Origin of the sequence: Nocardioides immobilis (assembly GCF_003515065.1) — a bacterium.
Classification (GTDB): Bacteria; Actinomycetota; Actinomycetes; order Propionibacteriales; family Nocardioidaceae; genus Nocardioides; species Nocardioides immobilis.
In genome coordinates, this window is the sequence record NZ_QXGH01000049.1 from 16348 (window position 1) to 41527 (window position 25180).

General features: G+C 71.2%; 20 protein-coding genes. All 20 read left to right on the forward strand.

Features of this window, described 5'->3' with window-relative positions; genetic code table 11:
* Positions 1 to 57: 57 nt before the first annotated feature.
* The 20 genes from D0Z08_RS30130 (at position 58) to D0Z08_RS30220 (ending at position 24028) form a co-directional block, all read left to right on the forward strand.
* The gene (locus D0Z08_RS30130; protein WP_118928984.1) at positions 58 to 273 is read left to right on the forward strand and encodes a hypothetical protein; all 216 of its coding nucleotides are present in this window, start codon (positions 58 to 60) and stop codon (positions 271 to 273) included.
* A complete protein-coding gene (locus tag D0Z08_RS30135) occupies positions 255 to 812 on the forward strand; it encodes a Pvc16 family protein (protein WP_118928985.1) in 558 nt (185 codons plus the stop codon). Before D0Z08_RS30130 ends, D0Z08_RS30135 begins: the two co-directional genes overlap by 19 nt.
* Positions 809 to 1396: a hypothetical protein gene (locus tag D0Z08_RS30140; protein WP_118928986.1), complete on the forward strand. Its 588-nt coding sequence runs from the start codon at positions 809 to 811 to the stop codon at positions 1394 to 1396. The genes D0Z08_RS30135 and D0Z08_RS30140 overlap by 4 nt, the downstream gene beginning before the upstream one ends.
* Positions 1397 to 1438: 42 nt before the next feature.
* On the forward strand, positions 1439 to 4018 hold the full coding sequence (locus D0Z08_RS30145; RefSeq protein WP_118928987.1) for a phage tail sheath family protein: 2580 nt from the start codon (positions 1439 to 1441) through the stop codon (positions 4016 to 4018).
* 36 nt (positions 4019 to 4054) lie between these two features.
* A complete protein-coding gene (locus D0Z08_RS30150) occupies positions 4055 to 4492 on the forward strand; it encodes a phage tail protein (RefSeq protein WP_118928988.1) in 438 nt (145 codons plus the stop codon).
* A gap of 4 nt (positions 4493 to 4496) precedes the next feature.
* Positions 4497 to 4961 (forward strand): phage tail protein, encoded by a 465-nt coding sequence (locus D0Z08_RS30155; protein ID WP_118928989.1) that lies wholly within the window; start codon positions 4497 to 4499, stop codon positions 4959 to 4961.
* A gap of 1 nt (position 4962) precedes the next feature.
* Positions 4963 to 5121 (forward strand): hypothetical protein, encoded by a 159-nt coding sequence (locus D0Z08_RS32490; RefSeq protein ID WP_182481587.1) that lies wholly within the window; start codon positions 4963 to 4965, stop codon positions 5119 to 5121.
* Positions 5118 to 5789, forward strand: coding sequence for a CIS tube protein (locus D0Z08_RS30160; RefSeq protein WP_118928990.1), 672 nt, complete (start codon positions 5118 to 5120; stop codon positions 5787 to 5789). Before D0Z08_RS32490 ends, D0Z08_RS30160 begins: the two co-directional genes overlap by 4 nt.
* The gene (locus D0Z08_RS30165; RefSeq protein ID WP_118928991.1) at positions 5789 to 7507 is read left to right on the forward strand and encodes a phage baseplate assembly protein V; all 1719 of its coding nucleotides are present in this window, start codon (positions 5789 to 5791) and stop codon (positions 7505 to 7507) included. The genes D0Z08_RS30160 and D0Z08_RS30165 overlap by 1 nt, the downstream gene beginning before the upstream one ends.
* 11 nt (positions 7508 to 7518) lie before the next feature.
* Positions 7519 to 7797, forward strand: a complete 279-nt coding sequence (locus D0Z08_RS30170) for a PAAR domain-containing protein (RefSeq protein ID WP_118928992.1) — start codon at positions 7519 to 7521, stop codon at positions 7795 to 7797.
* Positions 7794 to 8204 (forward strand): GPW/gp25 family protein, encoded by a 411-nt coding sequence (locus tag D0Z08_RS30175; RefSeq protein ID WP_118928993.1) that lies wholly within the window; start codon positions 7794 to 7796, stop codon positions 8202 to 8204. The genes D0Z08_RS30170 and D0Z08_RS30175 overlap by 4 nt, the downstream gene beginning before the upstream one ends.
* Positions 8201 to 10888 (forward strand): baseplate J/gp47 family protein, encoded by a 2688-nt coding sequence (locus tag D0Z08_RS30180; protein ID WP_118928994.1) that lies wholly within the window; start codon positions 8201 to 8203, stop codon positions 10886 to 10888. Before D0Z08_RS30175 ends, D0Z08_RS30180 begins: the two co-directional genes overlap by 4 nt.
* Positions 10885 to 12546, forward strand: coding sequence for a hypothetical protein (locus D0Z08_RS30185; protein WP_118928995.1), 1662 nt, complete (start codon positions 10885 to 10887; stop codon positions 12544 to 12546). Before D0Z08_RS30180 ends, D0Z08_RS30185 begins: the two co-directional genes overlap by 4 nt.
* On the forward strand, positions 12539 to 13387 hold the full coding sequence (locus D0Z08_RS30190; RefSeq protein WP_118928996.1) for a hypothetical protein: 849 nt from the start codon (positions 12539 to 12541) through the stop codon (positions 13385 to 13387). Before D0Z08_RS30185 ends, D0Z08_RS30190 begins: the two co-directional genes overlap by 8 nt.
* Before the next feature lie 28 nt (positions 13388 to 13415).
* A complete protein-coding gene (locus D0Z08_RS30195; protein ID WP_118928997.1) occupies positions 13416 to 15380 on the forward strand; it encodes a hypothetical protein in 1965 nt (654 codons plus the stop codon).
* A complete protein-coding gene (locus D0Z08_RS30200; RefSeq protein WP_118928998.1) occupies positions 15377 to 16636 on the forward strand; it encodes a contractile injection system tape measure protein in 1260 nt (419 codons plus the stop codon). Before D0Z08_RS30195 ends, D0Z08_RS30200 begins: the two co-directional genes overlap by 4 nt.
* Entirely contained in the window at positions 16633 to 17961 is a 1329-nt protein-coding gene (locus tag D0Z08_RS30205) for an ATP-binding protein (protein ID WP_118928999.1), read from the forward strand. The genes D0Z08_RS30200 and D0Z08_RS30205 overlap by 4 nt, the downstream gene beginning before the upstream one ends.
* Entirely contained in the window at positions 17958 to 23060 is a 5103-nt protein-coding gene (locus tag D0Z08_RS30210; RefSeq protein WP_118929000.1) for a phage tail protein, read from the forward strand. Before D0Z08_RS30205 ends, D0Z08_RS30210 begins: the two co-directional genes overlap by 4 nt.
* Positions 23057 to 23308 (forward strand): hypothetical protein, encoded by a 252-nt coding sequence (locus D0Z08_RS30215; protein WP_118929001.1) that lies wholly within the window; start codon positions 23057 to 23059, stop codon positions 23306 to 23308. Before D0Z08_RS30210 ends, D0Z08_RS30215 begins: the two co-directional genes overlap by 4 nt.
* A gap of 348 nt (positions 23309 to 23656) precedes the next feature.
* Entirely contained in the window at positions 23657 to 24028 is a 372-nt protein-coding gene (locus D0Z08_RS30220) for a hypothetical protein (protein WP_118929002.1), read from the forward strand.
* Positions 24029 to 25180: the final 1152 nt, after the last annotated feature.

Sequence of the window (25180 nt, forward strand, 5' to 3'; positions counted from 1 at the left end):
CCTCGGTGACGTGCTGCGGACAGGCTCGAGTGCGAATAGAAAGGTCGCCGATCGAGCGTGGACAACCCCCTCAAGACGTACCGCTTCCTGCTGGAGGTGTGGGTCGAACACCGCGAGATCCCCGGTCTCCCACTGCAGGTGCGGGCTCGGATGCGCGACGTGGAGCACGGCAAAGAGAGGTACGCGGGCTCGGTGTCCGAGATCGAGGAGATCATCAACGAGCGGCTTGACGACGCCGGGCTGGTGCCGCGCCGGTGGGAGAACCAGCCGTGATCGTCGAGGTCTCCACCGCGCTCCGCGACGTGATCCACCAGGCTACGCCCGACCTCGACGACTGGGTCGAGCTGCACTCGCTGTCCTCCGTCGACGGTGCCCCCACCGACTCCAAGGCGGCCTTGGCGCTGATCGCCCTGGAGCCCCACCCGCACACGGTCAACGAGCCGATGGTCGAGGGCATCGCCGGCCTGGTACGCGCGCCGCTCGCCCTCAAGCTGCACTACCTGGTCACCTACTACGGCGACCACGACGAGACCCAGGTCAGGCTCGACCGGATCGTCCAGGCCTTCCACACCACGCCGATCCTTCGGCGCCCCACGCTGCAGCCCCCGCTGTCGGACACCGTCGAGTCGATCACCGTGCGCCTGTGCAGCCCCAGCGCCGACGAGCGCAACAACATCTGGGGGTTGCTCGGTCGGCCGGGCCGCGTCGCCTTGTTCTACGAGGTGGACGTCGCCCCCGTGCCGGTCCTCGAGCGTGAGGGCGCCGGCCGGGTCCGGACCCACCGCGTCGACTTCGTGGGGGCCGCTCCGTGACCGTCATCGCCTCGATCGAGACGACCCTCGCCCACCAGGTCCGGCTGGTGCACACCGCCACCGGCCAGCGGATCCCGATCACGGCGCCGGCGCTGCTGTCCACCCCCTTCGGCTGGCGGGTCCGCGTCGCCGGGGACGAGGCCGTGGTGGTCGTCCCGACCGGTCAGCCGGCGGTGACCCCCGCGCCCCGGCTGCAGATGGTCGTGGCCGACGGCGTGCTCGCCGACCTGCTCGACCTCCCGCCACTCGATCCCGACCAGGAGCCGCGTTCGGTCCGGGTCCCGCTCACCGCCGCCGAGATCGAGGTCCCAGTCCCGCCGGTCAAGATGACCTTGACCGTCGTCCTCACCGCCGCCGGCACCGGGGACCCGAGCACGGGCCGGATGGTCACCGTACGCGGGACCCCGGGGCCGGCCATCCCCCTGCCCGAGACCGTCGAGCCCGGCACGTACCGCAGCGCCGCGATCGTCTGGGACCGGAAGCACACGCCCGGCGACCTGCGCGTCGGGACCACATCGGTGCGCAAGGTCGGCGTCGACGTACGCCGCACCGACACCCGTGTCCACGTGATCGACCCCACCTGACCTGACCAGCCACCCAGAAGTCCATCCAGCAAGGAGGTCGTCGTGACCTATCAATCCCCGGGCGTGTACGTCGAGGAGGTCCCGTCGGGACCGCAGCCGATCGCCGCCGCATCGACCAGCGTGATGGCCGTCCTCGGCACCACCCGCAAGGGCCCGCTGCTCACGCCCACGCGAGTGACCGGCTGGTCGGACTTCGTGCGCCTCTTCGGGGCGGCCCACGGCCGGGGCTTCGTGGCCGAGTCCGTGTTCGGCTTCTTCGAGAACGGCGGTCCCGCGGCCTGGGTGGTGCGGGTCGACCCGTCGACCGCCGCAAGCTGGAACATCCAGGACTCGACGCCGGCGCTCTCCTTCGTCGCGAATGCCACGTCGCCAGGTGAGTGGACCAGCGGGGTCACCCTGGGCATCGCGCCGGACACGACGGGCGGAGCGGGCAGCCTGGCCCGCGCCACGGTCAAGACCGCGGTCGTGGTGAAGAACGCCGCGATCGACATCGCGGTCGAGGGCACCGGAGGCATCACCACGGGCGCGCTGGTCACCCTCGTCTCCGCGAGCAAGACCAAGCAGGCCAAGGTGAACAGCGTCGGCGACGGCACCATCAACGTCACCAAGACCACCGCCAACGACATCGAGCTCGTCCCTGGCGACGCCATCGCGGTCCGCACCGACCCTGCGTCGCCGAAGATCACCCTGGCCGCGGGGACCGGCATCCGGGCCGGAGACCTGCTGGTCATCCAGACCGGCGACGGCACCCGCACCGCCGCAACCGTCGTCTCGGTCCGCTCCGCCGGTGCCGCCCTCGAGCTCACGCTCGCGGCGAACGCCCCCGACGTGGACGGAGTCACCTTCGCCCCGCGGTTCGCGACCTTCAACGGCCGGATCACGGGGGGTGCGCCCACCTTCGCGCTGGCCGACATCACGTGGGACCTCCCCGACGCCGTGGTCCCCCACGCCACGGACAACCAGCTGACCAACGCCCGGGCGACCCTCGCCGACGGCGCCGAGGCCACGTTCGCGACCCCGAACTTCGAGGTGCCCGGTGGCGCCGACGCCGCGGCCGGCCGGATCAGGGTCGAGGCGCAGCTCCGCGTGCAGGTCCTCACCGAGGCCATCAACCTGACACCGGGGAGCATCGGCGCGGTGCTCAACGCGTTCGGCTACCTGCCCGTCGGCACCGCGATCAAGCTGACCAACACGACGCCTGCCAAGACCGCGACCGTCACCCGCACCGGGACCGGGACCACCGACGCCGACGGGACCGCCACCGGGGACCCGCTCACCAACACCTTCGACCGCGCGGAGTTCGTGCTCCCCGCGAACGCGAGCAACGGCGTCGTCGTGCGGTGTGCGGTGCCCCCGACGGTCGGTGACCACATCCAGTTCAGCAACACCAACGTGCTGCGCATCACCGACGTCAAGAACCCGGGCGGCAACATCTACGTCCTGGACTTCGACGCCACCGCCGACATCTCCGGCTCGACCAACCCCGACACTGGCCGGTTCGCGGTGCGGACCATGGCGTCGACGAAGTTCGTGCCCCAGCGGTTCACCCTCACGGTCACCGACCAGGGCAGCCTCGTGGAGACGTTCAAGGGGCTCGCCCTCGATCCGGCACATCCGCAGTACTACGCCAAGGACGACGTGGTGAACGGCGTCTCGGCGTACGTGACGCTGGCGCCGCGGGCCGCGGGCGCACCGGCAATCAGCCTGACGAGCATGCCGGCGTTCGCCCAACCGGCTGCGGCCGGAGCGGACAAGGCCGCCACCAACGCGGACTTCCGCATGGGGCTCACGACCCTGGAGACCACGCCGGAACCGGCGATGGTGATCTGTCCTGACTCGGTGACGCTCGCCGACCCCCTACTGCAAGCCGACCTGGTCGGCCAGGTGGTCACGCACTGCGAGAACTTCCGGCGGTTCGCCGTCGTGGACGGGCCGGACGAGGACGACGACGTCGCCCTCCTCGCCTGGCGCAACACGAACCTGGCCAGCACGTACGCCGCGATGTACGCGCCGCACCTGCAGATCCTCACGATCGACCCCGACTCCATCGACCGGTTCACCACGGTGCCACCGTCGGGGTTCGTCGCCGGGGTCTTCGCCCGCACCGACCAGGAGCGAGGCGTGTTCAAGGCGCCGGCGAACGAGGCGGTCAAGGGCATCGTCGGGCTGCGCCAGACCTACACCCAGCGCCGCCAGGACCTGCTCAACCCCGGCTCGGTCAACCTGATCCGGGCCTTCCCCGGTCGAGGATCCCGGATCTGGGGCGCGCGCAACGCCACCGACGACACGGTCTGGCGCTACGTCAACGTCCGTCGCCTCTTCAACATGATCGAGAAGTCGGTCGAGGACGGGACCCAGTGGGTCGTCTTCGAGCCCAACACCGCCCAGACCTGGATCCGGATCAAGGCCTCGCTGGAGAACTTCCTCGACCAGCAGTGGCGGGCCGGCGCCCTCGCGGGCGCAAAGCCCGAGGAGGCCTACCGGGTGCGGGTCGGCCTCGGCCAGACCATGTCGGAAACAGATATCGACCTCGGCTTGGTCATCACCGAGGTGGCGATAGCCCCGGCCAAGCCGGCGGAATTTGTCGTGTTCAGGTTCAGCCACAAGCGGCTGTCCGAGTAGCCCTCCCATCACTGCGCCCAGACCTAGGAGCACCCCATGTATCCCTTGACCACGCTGCACTTCGCGGTGAGCTGGCAGGACTCGCAGAACACCTCCAGCTTCTCCGAGGTCAGCGGCCTCACCATGGAGGCCGAGATCGTCGAGTACCGCGGCGGCGCCGACCTGCAGCTGTCGACGCGGAAGCAGCCCGGGCTGAAGAAGTTCGGCAACGTCACGCTCAAGCGAGGCATCGCACCGGCGGACGCGGGCAACGGCCTCTTCGAGTGGTACAACACGATCCTCGCTGGCAGCGTGCAACGGCGCAACGTCACGGTGAGCCTCCTCAACGAGGAGCGCGCGCCGGTGATGACGTGGAAGATCCGCGACGCCTGGCCGGTCAAGGTCGAGGGCCCGGGCCTGAAGTCGACCGGAACCGACGTCTCTCTGGAGACCGTGGAATTCGCGTGCGAGGGCATCGAGATCGAGGTCGCCTGACCTCATGCTCCCCCTCGCCGCCCCGCTCCTCGTGCCGTTCACGACGGCGCACTTCGTGCTGGCCATCGACGGACTGATCTCGGTGAGCTTCAACAAGTGCACCGGCCTGGCCAGCGAGGTCAGCACGGAGGACTACCAGGAGGGCGGGGAGAACCGGTACACCCACCGCTTCCCGATCCGGTCGTCGTTCCCCAACCTCGTGCTCACCCAGGGGGCGGGCCCGCTGCAAGAGCTCTGGGACTGGTACGGCGAGTACCAGGTCTCCGGGCACGTCGCGCCCCGCAACGGCACGATCACCCTGACCAGCGCGGTCGAGGGCGTGATGGAGCCGGTGCGGGTCTGGTCGTTCACCCGCGGCTGGCCGGTCAAGCTCACCGGGCCCGACCTCGATGCCCAGGCGAGCGCGGTCGCTGTGGAATCGGTCGAAATCGCCCACCACGGCCTGGCCCTCAAGAAGCTGGGGATCTGAGATGCCCGTCGTGATCTCCGAGATCATCACCGAGACCACCGTCGCCCCCACCGACCCCAGCGCCTCTGCGACCATCTCGTCGGTGCCCGACCTCGACCTCGTCGTACGCCGCGCGGTCGAACGGGTCCTCGAGGTGCTGCGCCGGGAGTGGGACCAATGAACCTGCTCACCAGCCAGCTCACGAAGCTGACCCTCGAGGCCTACGAGGACGTCCAGCAGACCAAGCCCGTCGGCCTGGTCTGGGCCACGCAGCTCAACCCGACCGAGCTCACCTTCTCCCGCAAGAACACCTACCCGGAGACGAAGGCGGCGGGCGCCGACAAGCCCGAGTCGGCCTACACCGGCGGCGAGCCGGACGAGGCGAGCCTCGAGCTCCTGCTCGATGGCACCGGGGTGGTCGACGAGCCGGGCAGCATCAAGGGACGGCTCGACGGGCTGCTCAAGTTCGCGAGCTACCACGGCGAGGAGCACCAGCCCTACTACGTCCACGCCCACTGGGGCCCGTTCACCTTCCGTGGCGTCATCACCTCCGCGGACGTGACCTACAAGCTCTTCGACCGGGGAGGGGAGCCCCTCCGGGCCACGGTCAAGCTGAGCCTCAAGGAGGTCCTCTCCCGCGAGGAGATCGCGGCCATCGAGAAGCGGTCCTCGCCCGACCTGTTCCAGACCTGGCTGGTGCGGGACGGTGAGCGGCTCGACGCGATCGCGGCCCAGGTGTACGGCGACGCGGCGTACTGGCGACCGCTGGCGCGGGCCAACCGGCTGGCCAACCCCCGCGGTCTGGTCACCGGCCAGGTGCTGGTGCTCCCACCGGTGGCGGCGCGCTGATGGCCGAGGCCGCGACCGACCTGCCCGCCTTCGAGGTGACCGTGGGCGGGACGAAGCTCGAGCCACTCGTCGCCGCCGACGTGATCGAGCTGGACGTGCACGAGGAGGTCAACCGGCACGGCCGGCTGACCCTGCTCGTCCACAACTGGGACCCGGACCAGCAGAAGGTCCGGTACAGCGACGACGGACCCTTCGCTCCCGGTGCCGACATCGCGGTGGCCCTCGGCTACCACTCCGACCTGGCCAGCGTGTTCGAGGGCGTGATCTGCTCGCTGACCGCACAGTTCCCGCACAACGGGACGCCCGCGCTCCGCGTCGAGGCCCGGTCAAAGTCGATCCTGATGGAGCACCCGCCGCGGTCGCGCCAGCTGACCGAGAGCTCCGACGCCGACCTCGCCAACGCGGTCGCGGCCGACTACTCGCTGACCGCCGATGCCGCCGACGGAGTGACCCGTCCCGCGGTCGTGGGCGACCGGGTCAGCGACTGGGAGCTGCTCAAGGCCCGGGCCCGCGAGCTCGGCTGGGTGACCTATGTCCGCGGCGACTCGCTGGTGCTGCGGCCGCCGAGCACCGCCGAGCCGGAGCTGGAGCTCGTCTACACGAAGTCCCTCGTGGAGCTGCACCTGACCCAGGACATCACTCGCGCGGTCGACTCGGTGGTCGGCACCGCCTGGGACACCGTCGCCCTCGAGGCGACGGAGTCCGAGGAGGGCGCGTCCGCCGCGGACGTCAAGCTCGGCGACCGGGTGGCGCACGACACCGCCGTGGGCGATGCCGGCTGGCCGTTGCGTACCGAGCGGGCCGAATCGCCCGCCGTACCGGCCAGCGACGCCGCGGACGCGATCGCGATCGGTCGGCAGCGCCGCGCCGCGCTCGCGCACTACTCGGGCACCGGGGTCACCCATGGGAACGCCGCCATCCGCTGCGACCAGTGGCTCACTGTCACCGGGGTCGGCACCCGGCTCTCGGGCCCGCACTATGTGAGCGCCGCGCGGCACCGGTTGTCCAGCGCGGGCTACCGCACCGAGTTCCAGGTCGGCATTCCCCCGAGGCTGGCGCCCGCCGCGGAGTCCGGCGTCCGGGGTGGTCCTCTGGTCCTGGCCACCGTGGAGTCGCTCGACGACCCCGACTCGGCCAACCGGGTCCGGGTCCGGCTGCCGTGGCGCAAGGACGACGGCGAGGGCGTCTGGGCCCGCGTGGCCACCCTCGATGCCGGGGACGGCTTCGGCACCGTCTTCGTGCCGAACACCGGCCAGGAGGTGCTCGTCGGGTTCGTCGACGGCGCCACTGACCACCCGGTCGTCCTCGGCTCGCTGCACAACGGCACGCAGGCGCCGCCGGTCACGATCGACCCGGACAAGAACGCCATCCGCGCGATCGTCACGCCGGGCGGGCACACGATCACCCTGGACGACGACAGCCCCAAGATCACGCTCGAGACCAGCAAGGGCAACAGCGTGGTGATCAACGACGACGACTCCAAGATCGTGCTGACCCACTCCTCGGCCAACGCGGTCACGCTGTCCGACGACGGCATCGAGCTCAACGCCGCCAAGGGCGACATCGTCCTCAAGGCCGCCTCGGGCGCGGTCAAGCTCGACGCCACGTCGATCGAGGGCAAGGCCAGCGGCCCGTCCAAGCTCGAGAGCTCGGCCACCTTCGACCTCACCGCCTCCGGCCCGCTCGGGCTCAAGGGGGCCCTGGTGAAGATCAACTAGAGGAGCAGGCGATGCCAGCGGCGGCTCGGGTGGGCGACACGACGGTGCACGGCGGCACCGTCGTCGGGCCGGGCGTCTCCACGGTGCTGATCGGCGGCATGCCGGCCGCGGTGCTGGGCGACATGCACGCGTGCGTCATCCCGTCTCCCCCACCCCACCCGCCGTCGACGCCGTTCGTGGCCGGCTCGGCGACCGTGCTCATCCAGGGCCGCCCGGCACTTCGTGCGGGTGACTCGTGCGTCTGTGGCGCCTCGGTCGCCGTCGGCGCCCCCACGGTGGTGATCGCATGACCGACCAGGACTACCCCCAGGTCGGGCGCGGCTGGGCATTCCCCCCGCGCTGGGCCCGCACCGACGCCGTGCGGGTGGCGATGAACGACGGCATCGACCACGTCGGCGAGGCCATGGTGATCCTGCTGCGGACCGGGCTGGGAAGCAGGGTGATGAGGCCGAGCCTCGGGGCCGGGGTCGACCGGTACGTCTTCGAGGCCCGCACCGGGGACGTCTGCCACCGGCTCGCCGACGACGTACGCCGGGCGCTGGTGCTCGGCGAGCCGCGGGTGACCGTGGACTCGGTGACCGCCGTACCGGCCGGCACGGCGGAGGACCGGATCGACGTGACGATCGAGTACCGCATCGACCGGCACCGGCGGCCCAACAGCCTGGTGGTGCCCTTCACCGTCGGTGGTGAGCCGTGACCCGCACTCCCGAAGAGGTGGTCGGCGCCCTCGCCGCGGTGGCCGGGCTGGCGCCGTTCGACGAGACGAGCACGTGGCAGGACGCGCTCTTCGACGGCGAGGCGCTGCGGCTGCCGGACGAGCCGGACCGGGTGCTGCTGGCTGCCCTCGCCGAGGAGTACGCCCAGCTCGACGAGCACGCCGCGACGGTCGTCGACCGCGCCCACCAGGACTGGCTCGAGCGGATCCTCGGGATCCCCCGGCTGCCCGTGGTGCCGGACCGGGTCGTCGCGCACGCCACCATCGACCCCAAGGTTGCCCCGGCCGTGCTCCCGGTCGGCACCCTGCTGCGCGGCGGCAAGGACCTCGCCAAGCGGGAGCGTCGCTACGCGACCCTCGACGTGCTCACTGCCCACGGCGCCGCCCTGGCCGGGCTCCGCAGCCTGGTCCCCGGCGGCAACCCCGCCGGGCGGCCCGGAGCCGCGGCGTCCGCGCCGGAGTTCCCGCTCGAGCCGAGGCTAGGGCCCAACGCGCCGCACACCCTCCGGATCTGGTCTCCGGCGCTGGTGTTCTCCGGCGGGACGATGGGGGTGGACATCTCGTTCAAGGACGCGTCCGGCGTGGCCGCGCTGACCGGCGTGATGTGGCGCTGCTCGCTCCCGGACGGGTCGCCCGGCGACCCCACCGTCGGCATCGTGTCCGGCGACACGGTGTCCCTGGCCCTGAAGGAAAAGTGTGGAGCCCCAGACGGCGAGGTCGCCTGGATCGAGGCGGTCGTGCCTGCGCACGTCGACGTCCCCGAGACCCTCAGCTTCACCGGCGTCGACATCGCCGTCACCTCCCGCTCCGAGGTGGTGCCGCAAGCGGGGTTCTACAACGACGGCGCGGTCGACGTCAGCAAGGAGTTCCAGCCCTTCGGAGCGGTGGCCAAGCGCGGCGACGCGTTCTACCTCCGCTGCGACGAGGCGTTCGGCAAGGCCGTCGACGAGGTGACGGTGACCGTGTCCGTGATGGCCGAGGAGGGAGCGCCGCTGTTCCTGTCCGTCGGCGGCAGCGGCGTCCCGACCTACGTGTACAACGAGGTGTCCCAACAGATCGTCCAGCTCAAGAAGCTGCTCGGCCTCTCCTCACAGAACGTCCTGGACAAGCTCGACCTCATCGACGGCTACCTGGGCGATCGCGGCGATGCCCAGGTCGTGTGGCAGCGCCGGGTGAAAGGCGGATGGCAGGGCGTGGGGGACCCGTCCTCCGCCTTCACCGGCGTCCAGGCCACGATCGCGGACGACATCGCGTCGGAGCCGGTGAGCATCAGTGGCCAGCCGGGCCACTACCTGCGGGCCTTCCTGTCCAAGGGCGACTTCGGATGGACCGACTACCAGGAGAAGGTCGCCGCGTTCGCCACCAAGGCGGTCGCCGGGACCACCCCGAAACCGACGATGCCGGTCCCGCCGGTCCCGCCGATCGCTTCGGCCATCACCGTCCGCTACACGACACTGCCGGTGGCCGCGACCCGCGTGGAGTCCGTGAGCGGCTGGCGCCGCGCGGAGCAGCCGCCGACCGGATCGTTCCACCCGTTCCGGCGCGCTGTCGACGACAGTGGCGCGACCGGGATGGTCGCCCTCGGTCTGGAGCTCCCGGACCGGGCGCTGGGGTCGACGGTCTCGGTGTGGTTCGACATCGACTCGGCGTCACCCTGCGGGGTCGCCGACGATGTCCCGGCCCGCTGGGAGTCGTGGACCGGTACGGCGTGGCAGCCCCTCCCCGTCGCCGACGGGAGCCGCGGCCTGCGCGAGAGTGGCCTGGTCAGGTTCGTCGCGCCGCAAGGGTGGCCGAGCGGCTGCGCCGGCGTGGACGCCGTGAGCGGGCGCTGGATCCGCCTGGTCACCGAGGCGCCGGGGATGCTCGGCGTGATCCGCGGGGTCACCACGGACGCCGTCGTGGCGTCGTTCGTTTCCGCCGAGGCCGACCCCGAGACTGACCCGAGCCACGACGCCCTGCTCCCGCCCGGGACCATCAAGGGCACCGTCTCACCGGTCCCCGGCGTCAAGAAGGTGACCAACCTGTCGTCCGTGCGCGGCCGCGGGCCCGAGGACGACCGGGGCTACCGCCGGCGCGCTTCGGCCCTCGCTCGGCACCGCGGCCGGGCGGTGGCGGCCTGGGACTACGAGCAGCACGTGGCCCTGGGCTTCCCGGAGATCGCTGCGGTCCGGTGTCTGCCGCACACCCGGTCCGACGGCACCCGCCGGGCCGGCAGCGTCGGGGTCCTGGTGCTGCCGGACCGGCCCGACGAGCCGACCCCCCGACCCTCGGTCAGCCTGACCGGTCGGATCACCGACCTGCTGCGGCCGTTGATGCCGGTGGGCGCTGACGTCGCGGTGGTCTGCCCGCTGTACGCGCCGGTCAGCGTCGTCGCCACCATCACCCTCAATCGCGGGGTCGCCGCCCTCATCGGACTGGAGACCATCACCACCCGCCTCGACGCCCTCCTGCACCCGGTCACACCGGGTCCGGCCCGATGGGGGGTCACCCTCTACGCGTCGTCCCTGGTCGCCGCCATGGAGCGAATGGAGGTCGTCGAGGTGGTGACCAGCTTCGAGCTGCGCAACGAGGCCGGCGACGCGGTCGAGGTCGTCGAGGTGGACCCCTGCCGCGGCCTCTACTGCTCCTCTGGCGCCCACACGCTCACCGTCGAGGAGCAGCTGTGACCAGCCAGCAACCCCCGACCCTCGAGCTGCCCGCTCCGCCCTCCGCGCCGGACGCCGACTGGGCCACCATCCTGAACCGGCTGATGCGCGCGCTCACCGACGCTGCCCCCACCTCCTGGTCCGACCACAACCTGGCCGACCCCGGGGTGACCCTGGCCGAGGTAGCGGCGTTCGGTCTGGCCGACCTGCACTACCGGACTGAGGAGCGCAGCTTCGACAGCTGGCCGCTGGAGGTCCGGGCCTACGACCCGCCCGCGGGTCGGCACTGGCACGCCACTCTGCCCGCGGGCCAGGTGGGCGCGATCGCGACCAATCTGGCGGCCAGGCCCGCGGCCGGCCAGCCCACCAACGCCGCCGTCCTGGAGCCCCTCGTGCGGGCGTGCGACCAGCCGTCCGACGCGGTCGAGCTGCTCGGCCGACCACCGTGGGACGTCGTGTGGACCCCCGGCCAGCGTCCGCACGTCATCGCCCTGCTCCGCACCCGGCTGGTGCGGGCCGCCGCCCACGAGTACGCCGACCTGGTCGCGTCCACAGTCGAGGCCGAACGCAAGTCAGACGACGCCCTGGACGACACGGACGCGCGCGCGGCCCTCCGCCTGGCGCCGCACCTGCCGCTGTGGCCGACCGAGCTCGCGGCCCTGGTTCGACGTGAACGACGTCGGCTCGGGCAGGAGGCGCTCGTCGCCCGCCTCGCCGACGTCCGCGCCGCCACGTCGACGGCCGCGGTGGCGGCGAACCGGACCGCACTCCTCCGCGAAGACCTCACGACCAGTGAGGCCGACATCGCCCTGGCTGCGGCCCGTATGCCTGTCGGCGTGCTGCCCGAGCAGCTCGAGTCCGCCGACGGCGCCACCCGGATCTGGCCGCCGCACCCGATCCAGGCCCTGACCTGCGAGCCGGTGACCGCCGAGGACTACGCGCGCCGCGCCCGCGCGGACAGTCGGGTCAATCGGGCCTGGGCGGTGCCCGGACGACTCGACGGTGTCGCCTGGAACGGCCTGCCGACGGGGTCCCTGCCCGACATCGGCGTCGACCCGGCGGCCGCGGCCCTCACGCTCGTCGTGGAGCGTGATCCCGAGGACCACACGGAGCTCACTCCCGCCGAGGAGCAGCTGTTCCTGCGGGCGGTCCTGAGGCAGGCCATCGGCACGGAGTGCGACGCGCCGTACCCGTCCTGGCTGGACACGTTGAACCCCAACGACCCGCGCCGGGTCATCTGCGACGAGGTGGGCGCCGGTCTGCTACGGACCGCACAGATCGTCGTCCAGGGCACGGTCGTCACCGGCGTCGGTGTCGACCCCGCGGTCACCCTGCAGGGGGTTCGGGACCGGATAGACGCGTTCTTCCTCAGCGGTCGAGGACCGGTTGCGCCGCCGCGACCCCCGGACGTGTCCGGTCCGTGGCCGCTGCACGAGCAGCCACCGGGAGGCTGGCTGCCCGGCGACCCGATCCGCTTCACCGAGGTGATCGAGGCGATCGTTGCCGACCCGACGGTGCTCGGGGTCGAGGACCTGGCGATGCAGGTCCTCGGCGATGCCGACTTCCTCCGCCTCGCCGACGGCGCGCTGCCGATCCCGGCCAATGCCGTGCCGCGGATCGCGAGCTTCGACTGCCTCACCGTCAGCTTCGCTCTCACGGGGGAGTGCTCCGATGCGTAGCCCGGACTACACCCGCCTCGCGCAGCAGCTGCCGGCGCTCTACCAGGAGGACGCCACGTCCTTCGCCCAGGTCGACGCGTTCCTTGGCCTGGCCGACGAGCTCGACCACGCGTACCTCGAGCGGCTGGAGGACCTGGCCCTGACCGCCGGTCCTGACGCCATGCTCCGGTGGCCGGCCGAGCTCCCGCTCGACGCCGGCAAGGACGCCGTCCTGGCGTCGTACGCCGAGGCCTACGACGTGGTGGCCGAGTGGCTGGGCTTCGCTTTCCCGCCCGGATGGACGGCAACCGAGCCGGGACTGGCCAAGCGGCGCACCGTGCTGGCCGCGATGACCCGGCTCTGGCGTCGCCGCGGGACCCCTCGGGGTTTCCTCGACTGGTTCTGCCGGTACTTCGACATGCCGGCGGCTGCTCGCCCCCTGCTGGTGGAGCACTTCAAGGCGCCCGGCGCCCAGCTGGTCGCCGAGCCCTACACGGCGACCCTGTTCGTGCCGAGCACCGCGGACTTCGAGGAGTTTCGACGCCGGCGCGAGGCCGTCGAGTTCGTCAACTGGTACGCGCCCGCCCATGTCTGGATCCGGGTCTGCTTCGTCTCGCCCAAGCTGTTCGAGGAGATCGGTATCCTTGCCTCCCCTCCGGTCCTCTCGCAGAAGCCGACCGAACAGGACCTCAAGGCGTACGCCGAGGCGGTCGCGACCCACCAGAAGGACCTCAACGCCCTGCTCTGCTCCGTGGTCTCGGTGGTGAGCCACGCGAACGGCGTGCACATCTACAAGTGCATCGACGAGGGCCGCGGCCTCGATCGGCTGGACGCGGGGCTGCTCCCGCACGACGGCCACTGACCCAGCTCGCACCGACGAAAGGCTGACCATGGCGATCAAGGAAACCGAATACCCGATCTACGAACCGGGTCAGACCCTGACGGCCGACCAGCTCAACACGACGACCGCGTTCCTCTTGGCGCGCGACCGGCTGCTGGGCAAGCTGGTCGGGTTCGGCATCAACGCTGGGCTGGGCGGGACAGTCGCCGGCAACAAGCTGACGATTGCGCCCGGCCGGGCCGTCGACCAGGCCGGCACGCCGCTGGCCCTGATCGCGGCCCACGACATCACCCTGCCGCCGACGCCGGTGACGCCGTCGTACGACTTCATCAACTCCAACGCCACCGGGTTCAGCATCGTGATCGAGGCTCGGGACGACATCGCCCCTCCTCCCGCGTGTGGGGAGGCCGGCTGCGGCGGTCACCCGGAGCTGCACACTCCGGTGGTCGACGTCCGAGTCGTCCGGGGCCGACTGACTGGCAGCTGGATGAAGTTCGAGCAGGAGGAGCTGCTCGGAGTCCGGCCGATCCTCGTCGACGCGAGCGCGAACCCCACCGGGTGGACCTACGCCAAGCTGCGCGACGCGATCGTCCAGCGGCTCACCAACGGCGGCGACCCGCTTGTCAGCGCCACTCTGATCGCCAAGCTTCAGGCCACGGACATGGCCGCCGGTGACCTCCCCGGAGTCAAGGGCTACAAGTGCGGCTGGCTCAACATGGTGCTGTTCGCGACCCTCGACCTGCTCCGCTGCGAGGCGCTGTGCGCGCTGCTCGACGACAAGACGACCAAGCGGAACGGCGTCGTTCTGGGGTGGCTGCACCAGGAGACGGCGGGCTGGGTGTTCGACTGCTCCTACCGCCACCACTGGGAACCCCCGCGCGGTTTCACCGAGGCGTTCCTGGGCGGGACCTGCTCCGACCCGTGCGCGCTGTATCGCGAGGAGGTCGAGGGACTGCTCGGTTCCTATGCGCCACCGGACCCGCCGCCGGCCGGTGGCGGGGGCACGGTCCATCCGCCGCACTACTGCAAGCACCACAAGCTGCTCTGGAAGGACTGCCTCGTCGTCACCTTCCCCCCGAAGAAGATCGACCCGGACTGGAAGAAGTACTGGGTCAGGCCCAAGGACTTCGACCCGCGCGGGCCGATCTGGAATCCACCGATCAAGTACGACCCACAGGTCATCTACGAGATCGACCCCATCGACACCCTCGAGGACGGGTTCCTCCATGGGGGTGACCTGCTCGGTCACCCGGCCGACGAGGTCTCCAAGGTCCTGACCGATTCCGTCAAGGAGCTCGGCGGAAAGGCGACCATCAAGGTGGTCAAGGACGCCGAGCTGAGCAAGCTCGACGGGTACCTGCCCTCGACCGGGTTCAGCCCGTCGGACGTCATGGTGCTCACCGTCGACGGTGCCGGGCACGTGATCGGCACCGGCCGGATCTCCGCCCTGCACACCACTCGGGAGATGGGCGCAGCGCTGCCCCGGGCCGTCGAGGCCGCGGACACGGCAACGACGGCAGCCGCTGGCATCGCCCAGACGGTCAAGGGGTTCGAGGCACAGGTCGGCGAGTTCGACAACCAGATGAAGACCCTCAGCGGGGACGTGAAGTCGCTGGACGAGCAGTTCAAGGGCATCACCACGCTGAACGAGCGGGTCATCAAGCTCGAGGGCGGCTTTCAGGTGATCACCCGGACTCGTGAGCCCGGGCTGACAGCGGGCTTCGATGTCGACTTCGCGCGGGGGATCGCGGAGTTCGCCGGCACCACGGTGGAGGCGATGCGCTCGCTGGGCCAGGTCGGCAACCGCAACTTCGAGCGCTACACCGCAGCGGCCGCGCACGCGCAGGCGGAGCTCGACCTGTCCGTGGCCACCGGAGAACCGGCCGCACTGACCGTGGCGACGCTCGAGGTCCTCGACACCATGCGCACGATGGTCAAGGCCGCCGGAGTTGACCCCTCGACCGGCCGGGCCCTCGACGCCAAGCTGCGCGGGTTGCGGGGCATGGTCCGGTGACCGACGTGGCCGTCGATCGGCTCCGCATCCGTGGCCCCGGTGCGCGACGGCTGGCCGCGGTGGCTGGCCGGGAGCTCCCGGCTGCGCTCGAACGCGCCCTCGGCGACGTGGCCGACCTCCGGCTCGAGACGATCACCGTCCGGCTCGACCTCGACCCCGATGAGTACGACGACGCAACGCTCGCGGTCCTGTGGGCGGACGCGATCCGCGTGCAGGTCCTTGGTGCTGCCGGCCGGACTTCGGGCTCACCCGCCGGCGGGACGCCGGGCGCCCGGACCCCGGCTGGCCCCACCTCGTGGTTCCCGTCACCCACTGGGTCGCCCGAGGACGTCGCGGCGGCGGCGGCCGACTGGCTGGCCCGGCCCCGAGCCGTCGAGCACCTCGTCCCCCGGGCGCTTCTGTTGCTGGCCCGGCCAGACGTCGCGGCCGTCGCACTCCTCCTGGGTGACGCCAGCTGGTCGCGGCTGGTGACACGCTTGCGCGCCACGCTCTCGGCCCCGGCCCGGTCGGCACCCCCGGCCGGCACGCCTGTCGACGGATCCGTCGAGTCCACCCGCAGGCCGCCGACGTCGAGCGAAGACGCGCGCGGCGAGCTTCCGACTCCGCGGGGTCCGTCCGATCCGGCGCTGCCACCGGTGCCGACCTTCGACCCGGCGGCCGAGCCGAGCGCGCCCGGCGGCGCGCCTGCCCCGGACCTCGCCGGCCTCCGCGGACACCTCGACACGCTCGGCGACTTGGTGGACGAGAACGCCGGCCAGGTCGACCTGACCACGGTGACCCGGGCGGCGGGCCTGGCGCTGCTGTGGCCGTGGCTGGCCGACGTCTGTCGTGAGGCCCTCCGGTCGGCGCCGGCCGGGGAGCCCCACCGGCTGCGCGCGCACATCCTGGCCCGGCTCGCCGATCCCGAGGACGGCGGCCTGCTCGAGGATCCCCTGGTACGTCTACTGGCCGGCGTACCGGACGGCGACCAGGTCACGGTGCCGGCACTGGACCCATGTCTGCCCACGGTGGACGAGTGCGCCGAGCGGGCACTGGCGGCGTTCGCGGGGCTGCTGCCCGGGTTCGCGAGCTCGAGCCCACGCTTCGTGCGCGACCAGTGGGTGCGCCGGCTCGGGCTCCTCGACGCCACCACGACACCGGCCCGGCTGGCCGCCGCCACCCACCCGCTCGACGTCCTCCTGCCGAAGCTGCCCTATCCGGTGGCCCTCTTCAAGCTGCCGTGGTCGCCGCCGGTCAGCGTGAGGTTCCGGCCGTGACCGCGACCACCGAGGCCCCCACCCGCACCCCGGTCGACGAGCTCCGGGCCGCGCTCGAGACCCTCGACGCGATGCTGTGCCTGCGCGCCGAGGAGCGCTGTGCCAGCCCGGGCGGCCACCGGTTGACCGTCGAGGGCTTCGGGGAGCAGCTACCCGACCTGGACCGGTACGACGGCCTCGGCCCGCTGGCCGCCACCATCGCCGCCGCCGGCCTGACCGCCGCGGAGGCGCTGGTGCTCGTCGCCGCGCTCGCCCCAGAGGTCGACGAGCGGTTCGCCGCCCGCTACACCGCGCTCACCGACCGTCCGGGGGTCACCGGGCTTACTTGCGAGGTGGCGCGGACCCTGGTGGCCCGCTCACTCGGCGGCCGGCTCGACGCGAACCTCACCTTGTCGGCACACGGGACCCTCCGAGCTGCCGGGCTGCTGGTGCTCGACCCGCCCGGTGACGATCCGACGTCCGTGCTTCGCGTCGAGCCGGGGCTGGCCGCCTGGCTCCTTGGCCTGCCGCCGGCCGAGCCGGCGGTCTCGGCCGACTTCCCGGCCACGCCGCTGCGCACCGTGCACACCCTGGACGACGTCGTCCTCCCCGCCCGGGCCCGCGCGCGGGTGGCCGACCTCAGGGCCCGGATCGCACACCGCGACCTCGTGGTCGAGGAGTGGGGTTTCGGTCGGCACCACGACAACACCGCCGGGCTGGTGGCGCTTTTCCACGGCCCTCCGGGCACCGGCAAGACGATGACGGCGGCCGTGATCGCCGCCGCGACCGGGCGGCCGGCGTACGTCGTAGACCTGTCCGCGCTGGTCTCCAAATACATCGGCGAGACCGAGAAGTCCCTGGCCCGCATCTTCGACCGCGCGGCCCGCGAGCGCAGCATCCTGGTCTTCGACGAGGCGGATGCCGTCTTCGGGACCCGGACCGAAGTCTCCGACGCACACGACCGCTATGCGAACCAGGAGGTCTCCTACCTGCTGTCCCGGATCGAGGAGCACCCAGGGATGGTCATCCTCACCACCAACCTGCTCGGCAACATCGATGCGGCGTTCCGCCGCCGCATCCACGTCGTCGTCGAGTTCCCGATGCCGGGCCCGGCCGAGCGCGAGCGCCTCTGGCTCGGGGCACTGCCCCCCGAGCTCCCGCTGGCCGAGGGCGTCGACCTGGTCGACCTGGCCGAGCGCTACTCGTTGAGTGGCGCGCAGATCCGCGACGCTGTCCTCGAGGCCGCCTACCTCGCGGCCGCGGGCGATCGGGTCGTGCGGGCGGAGGAGCTGGTGGCGGGCGTCCGGCGGCAGTACGACAAGGCGGGGAAGACGGTCCCGGCGTGACCGCGACGCCGGTCGCCGAGCCCACCGCGGAGCGACGCAACGCGGTGACCCCGACCCCCCGCTCCCCGGCCGACGTAGCCGAGGCACCACCCGTACTCACGCACGCCCCCAAGCCGCCAGCCGGGGAGGTCGTGGCGGCGCTGTCCGGTGAGGTGTACGGCGGGCTGGCGGCCGTCCAGGCCGAGTGGGATGCCGCGGGCGGCACCGTCCTGCTCAGTGGGCGGGCGCCGTTCCTCGACGTCACGGGGAGGGCGGGGTTCCGCGAGGACGGGTCTCTCGACGGGGCGGTCGACCTGACCGCGCGGGCCGCGGTGCTCGGCCTGCGCGTGGCCGACTGCGCGTGGCAGGTCTCGGGGTGGCGTCCCGAGCAGGCGATCCCCGTTCCCCACGTGGAGCTGCGCGGTTCCACGGTCTCGGTGGACCTGGCGGGGCTCCCGGACGGCGCGGCGTGTGCGCCGGTGGAAGGGTTGGCCGCCCGCTCGGACGGCGCAATCGTGACCGTCACCCTCCCTGGCGATGCGCTGCCGCCCGGCCAGCCCCTGAGCCCGCGCCTGCGGGAGGCGTTCCGCGGGCTGCTCGGCGTCGACCTCACCGGCCTCGTCGTCCATCCGAACGCCGAGCTCGGTGGCGCACCGGCGTTCGTGTCCAACCGGGACCTGTTCTTCGCCCCGAGGATCTACGGCACCGACGACCCCGCGGCGCTCGGTTTGCTCGACCAGGCGATCCGGGCCGCGCTGGCCGGGCTGGTCGGGTCGGTGGGCACGGTCGAGCCGCCTCCTCCGAGCGTCCCGCCTGCCGGCGAGGCGGGCCCGAAGGCCGAGACAACAGACGTACCGGCCACCCCTGCTGGCCCGATGCCCCCGACACCGGCCCCGCCCGTGCCCGGGACACCGGAGGGCGGACCGGCGGCGGCCCCGCCCGCCGCGACCGAAGCACCGGCAGACGCTGTCGCAGTCGAGGGCGCGCCCGACGGCGGGACCGAAGGTGAGGCCGAGGGTGAGGCCGAAGGTGAGGCACCCCCACCGGTCGAGGTGCTGATGCCTGAGGCGCCCACCCAGCTGACACCCGCTGCGGAGGCACGGGGCGGTGGGGTCGCGCGCAGTGCGCGTGGCGCGGCGCAGGCTGCCCGCGACCTTCCGACCGCCGACGAGAACGTCGGCGAGGCCCGTGGTGCGGTGGCCGAGCCCGCGGCCGAGACTGCTGCCCGCGCGCAGCACGCCCTGGCCACGCAGCTCGGGGAACGGACCCCGCCGAGCCCGGAGATCGTCGCGCTGGTCGACCGGATCCGGACCGCGATCCGCGAAAACCGCCCCGAGGACGAGGACAAGCTTCTCGAGACCGACCCGACGCAGGAGGCCCAGCAGGCCGGGGCCACCGTCACCGGGTCGGTGCAGGGCCAGGCCGACCAGGTGGCCGGCTCCTACCAGGCCATGAACTCCCCCCCGAGCGGGTCGCCGGCGCTCACCCCCACCCCGGTGGTCCCGCCGAGCCCGTCCTCCCCGGGCATGACCGCACCGGCGGCGCAGGCAGCGCCGGACCCCATCCCGCCGGAGAACCTCTCCCTGGACGCCGATGTCGCCGCCACGGACCAGCGGATCGCCGAGTCCGGCATCGACACCCGGGTCACCAAGGAGATACCCGACGGTCCGTTCGCCGAGGCCCGGGCGGCGCGCGGTGAGCTCGGCGAGGTCGCGCAGCAGACGCCGGCCGAGCTCGCAACCCAGCAGCAGCAGGCCATCGACAGCGCCCAGGCCGACATGGCCCAGCTACAGCTGCAGGCGGTCGCGGCCCTCCAGGCCTCCCGGGCGGACACGGTCGGGAAGGTCGGCGAGAAGCAGACCGGCATGGTCGACCACGAGCAGAACACTCGCGAGTCGGTGTCGAAACGGGCGCAGGGCATCTTCGACACCGCGCAGAAGGCCGTCGACCAGTTGTTGCAGCCGTTGCCCAAGACGGCGATCGCGCGCTGGGAGGCGGGGCTCACCAAGCTGTCGCAGTCCTTCCACGACTCCCTGGACCGGGTCAAGAAGTGGATCGACGAGCGCCACGAGGGGGTCGGCGGCACCATTCTCGCGATCGGCGACTACATCGGCGGGCTGCCGGACTGGGTCACCGACGAGTACAACCGGGCCGAGCGCGAGTTCGGCGACGGCGTCGGTGAGCTGCTGCTTTCCATCTCCAGCGACGTCAACGGGGTCATCGCAGCCGCGCAGGCCATGGTGGAGGGAGCGCGCCGGGACATCGACGCGGCCTTCACGGAGATGGCGGCGGATTTCCCGGAGTGGGCGGTCCAGGAGAAGGCGCGCTTCAGCGGCCTGCTCGACGGCCTCGGCGCCAAGGTGACGCAGGCCCAGACCAGCTTCGTCAAGGACATCTCGAACCGCGCGGTCACCGCGGTCAACGAGGCGCACGCCGAGGTTGAGGCCAAGCGCCAGGAGGCCGGCGGTCTCATCGGCCGGGTCGTGGCGGCCATCGAGGAGTTCATCGACGACCCGGTGCGGGCGATCATCAACGGCCTGCTCCGGCTGGTGGGGATCCCACCCTCGGCGTTCTGGGCGCTCATCGAGAAGATCGGCCAGGTCATCTCGGACATCGCCGACGACCCCGAGAGCTTCGTCAACAACCTCGTCGAGGGCCTCAAGCAGGGCTTCCAGGCGTTCTTCGACAACTTCGGCCAGCACGTCCTCAAGGGGTTCTGGGACTGGCTGTTCTCGGGGCTCGAGACGCCGATCCCGATGCCCAAGGACATGTCGGCGTCCTCGCTGTTCTCCTTCGCGCTCCAGCTGATGGGGATCACCTGGCCGAAGGTCCGGGAGATCCTGGTCAAGCACATCGGGCCGACCGCCGTCGAGGTGATCGAGGCGGCCTGGCAGCTGATCTCGGTGCTGATCGAGCGCGGTCCCGAGGGGCTGGTCGAGCTGGTCAAGGAGCAGCTCACCCCCGAGAACATCGTGCAGACCATCCTCGAGGCCGCGGTGCAGTACCTCGTCGAGACGCTGATCAAGCAGGTCATCGTCCGGGTCATCGGGATGCTGAACCCGGTCGGCGCCATCGCGCAGGCGATCGACCTGATCTACCAGGTGTGCAAGTGGATCTTCAACAACGCGGCCCGGATCTTCCGGTTCATCGAGGCCGTGGTCAACGGGCTAGCCGACGTGGTCGCCGGCAACGTCGGCGGGCTCGCGAAGAAGGTCGAGCAGGGCCTGGCGATGCTCATCCCGCCGGTCATCGACTTCCTGGCCGGCCTGCTGCACCTGGGCGAGCTGCCCAACGAGATCGCCGAGGTCATCACCAAGCTCCAGGCCACGGTGCTCAAGGTCCTGGACCGGGTGATCGGCTTCCTCGCCGAGCGGGGCAAGGCGCTGCTGAAGAAGATGGGCCTCGGCGGCGACGACAAGGAGAAGGGCAAGGGGGACGACGAGCTCGGGACCGATGTCCGGTTCAGCGCCGCGGGCGAAACCCACCGCCTGTTCGTTCAGCGAGAGGGCTCGCAGGCCGAGCTGATGGTCGCCTCGACACCGACCACGATCCCCGGCTGGATCTTCCGGTGGCAGGGGGCGCTCAAGGCCGGCAAGCCGGCAGAGGGTACGCCGGAGCGCGCCGAAGCCGAGACTTTGTTGGCCCAGGTCGACTCCGAGGCCGCGGCTGCGAACGCCGCAGCCACCGCGCTCGTGGCCGGGTTCGAGGCCGCGGAGCGGGTCCCGGCCACGGACCCGAACTACAAGGCACCCCCCGACGACTCCGGCGTCGAGTCGGCCGAGCACTCGATCGCGTCCAAGCTCGACCGCCTGTTCACGCTGTTCGGCGAGGACGACGCCAAGAAGCACCTCCAGGAGATCCGGGCAGCCTTCCCGGCCGCAGGCGCCGAGCGCGCCGCAGCCGTGCTGGAACGCTGGAAGCAGGACGTGATCGGGGTAGCGCGGGCCAAACCCCTCAACGGGGCCGAGGCCCCGGTGTGGGACGTCGCGTCGTTCACCGGGATGGTGCCCACCGAGGTGCTGGCGTCCAACGCCCACCAGATGGCGTTGCTGCCCTTCTACGAGCGACCCCAGCACCCACCGGTGCCGTCCCCAGGGTTCAGGGCGTACGCCCTGGAGGACACCGCCCCGGGTCACCAGGTCCGGGCGGCGTTCCTGCGGAGCCTCGGCACGCGGGTGGCAGCCAAGATGCGCGGAGACGCGATCGCCGCACTGGGCAGCACTGCCTCCGACGAAACCCTGGCTCGGATCCGCGCACTCTCCTACACCGCGGGCGTGGACCTGGGCTCCTTCGACTCCCCGTTCAAGCAGCCGGTCGAGGTGCTGGTCAAGGGAGTCTTCTCCAGCGCCGACTTCATGGCCCAGCTCGAACAGATCATCCAGGGCCCTCTTGCCGGAGTCTCCCTGGAGGAGGTCGCCGCAGCCACTGCCGCGAACAAGTCCACCAAGAAGTGGTTGAAGGAGAAATTGCGACAGGTGCACCTGGGGCAGCACGAGTGGATCCCGCGCAGCATGCTGATGAAGGTCCTCGAGCTCGCGGCAGAGCTGCACAGCCGTAAAGAGACGGCCCAGGCAGTCGGCTGGGTGCGCCTGCTGGGCAGCTTGCGGAGCCCGACGAACGCGGTGATCTTCACCCTCAGGTTCACCGAGGTGACCACGATTCGTGGCCCGGGCAAGGTGGAGACTCGCGTCATCCCCCACGTCGAGGCGCATGCGAGCGACCTCTCGTACGACAAGGCGGGCGACCGGATCCAGCCCATCGCCTCGGCGAGCCGGAGCCGGAAGGGCCGGCCCCAGTCGCTTCGCGGTGGCGGACTGACCGTCGGGACCGGTGACTTCCACGAAAACTTGCGGGCCTTCTGGCGCGACAACGCACCGTCGATGACGCCGGCTGCGTGGGTCGACGCGTTGCTCGCCTACCTGCCCGACATCATGTACATCGGCGAGGCGCCGGAGCTCGACCAGGCGGCCTTGGAGACGCCTCTCGGCCTGTACGTCACCCTCCCGAGCGGAGCGCGGGAAGCCAAAATGACCGTCGGTGAGTTCATCGAGTTCGCGCGTGCCCGCTGGGTCGAGATCCAGAGGGAATTCAACCAGGCAAAGAACGGACTGCCCCAATGACCACTCACGACGACGCCGGACCCGCGACCCGGTGGCTGGCTGAGCGGGCCGGCGTACCGCCGCACGAGCTCGTCGCCAACCCGGGTCTCCTCGCGCGCGCCCTCGCCGAGGCGGCTCAGGACCCGGACGCCGCCGCCGAGCTGCGGTCGCGGCTGTCGGAGGAACCCACCCCGGCTCAGCGGTTCGAGGCGACGGTGGCCCGAGCACTGCGAGGCCAGGCAGAGCGGCTCCGCCGCCCGCCCGATTGACCGGGACCTTCACCCCCACTTTATGGCGAGCGCCCCGGGGGGAGAGTGCATACCCGAATCCACAAACCACGACGTCGTCGCTCAAACCACCGTCGGCCCGCTCGACCCACCGCTTCGCTCCCGGCGACGTAGGTACTTGGTCCGTTGGCTCGCCAGAGCTATCTCGCGCCACGGTGCAGGCAGGCGACCAGCGAATCCTGGTTGGGGCTGAGGGGATGTCCTACGCCGCCGGCATACAGTGGGCAGGTGGACGAAGACCGTGACCAGTCCGTCCAGGGACCTAAACGTGCCGTCCGCGCCGTGCGGCACGCCTCGCCGTTCGGTCGGACCTCCAACTAGGACTTGGAGTTGTGGCGTCACTTCGCGGCGTTCGGCGGGGAGGGCAAGAACCGCATGGTAACCGTGACCTCATGGCTCCTCGGCCTTTCCTCCGCACTGCTCTGGTACGTGATCTCGCGGTCGATCGGCGACCGCGGTGTGCGCCTGGACGAGCCGGAGCGTGCCCTGGTCACCGCCTCGGTGGGCATGGTCGTCTCAGCGACCGCGGGATACGTAGCGTTGCTCTACGCCGGCTATGCAAACCAGAACTGGCACCGCGCGGACTCGATCGCGGAAAACAACCGGTGGCGCGACCTCCTCCCGGACTATCCCGACCCGCAGATCACCGGCTTCCTGAACAAGAGAGCCATTTGCCTGGTCGCCGCCACGCTTGCCGGGTAAGGCACTGGCACCGATCCTCAAGGTCTTCTTCGCGTTATCCAGCGCCTTTCTCTTGGCCCACGGCGTGGTCCTGGTCGCTGCTGCAGTCGGTCTGGAGAACTGATATGGAGTGACCCCTTGTCAAGGGCAGGGTGAGGCGCCCGTCCGGGGGATTGCTCTTCCCCCGGGGCGGGCGCCTCTGGCCTTGTCGACCTGGTCGGTGGTCAGCGTGTCGTTGGCGACGTGCGGTCAGACTGATATGCGCGGGTTGGGTACCACAGGACGGTGCGTTCGGCAGGAGCGGACCGCGTGTCTAGGGGCGAGCGTCGCCACCGCGAAGGGGTGAGGCTGCTCATAGTTCTGGCGCGGGTCGCTCCACGCGCTGCTACCGCCGCGGGGTCGACGAGGCCGGCTCGAGGGTCAGTCGTCCATCACGGCCAGGGACCAGCACCAGACCGGCACACACAATCTGACCCAACCTCCAAGTACTCGTCATGGTCGAGCGGCGCTAGACGTACGGCCCGGGCCGGCCGCCGTCGGCTCACGGGCGAACAGTAGTGTCGGGTCGGCAGTTCCGCTCGGCGGCGGCGCATCATTCTGGGCTGGAATGGGCGCAGCAGTTCCGGTCAGGGAACCTCCCACGGGAACGACGCAGGCCAGCGTGCCTGCGCCTCTGGCCGGTGTCCGTTTAGCCCGTCCGGTGATGTGTTCCGGTGAAGGGGCCCTATTCGGACGGGCCGCCGTGGCCGCGAGGCGGGGCCCATCGCCTACCGTGACGACGAGCCACTGATCGACCGATCTCGCCAAACTGTCCCGCGGGCGCGTCGTCAATCTTCCTTGCATCTCGACAACCCGGCAGGTCGCCGAAGCTCGGCCCGGTAGGCCTCGGATCGGGCCGAGTCGTCGTAAGAGGCACTCAGAAGGCTTCCTGACGCCACTTCGGACCCGATTCGGGCGTTGTTTTCGCGCGGCAGGCGCGTGGAGTTCTCTCAGAGTGATTCTGAGCGAAAGTGGGGTCAGCGGGCTGGACCCTCGTGATCGGGCCTTGTCCGTGGCCATGAAAAAGTCCCCACTGGTGGCCAAGTCGAGGTCCCCACTGGTGGCCAGATAGAAGTCCCCACCCTTCGCGTCGTGTCGTAACCGACGGAGGGCCCTGCGTGGTGACGGTGGCGG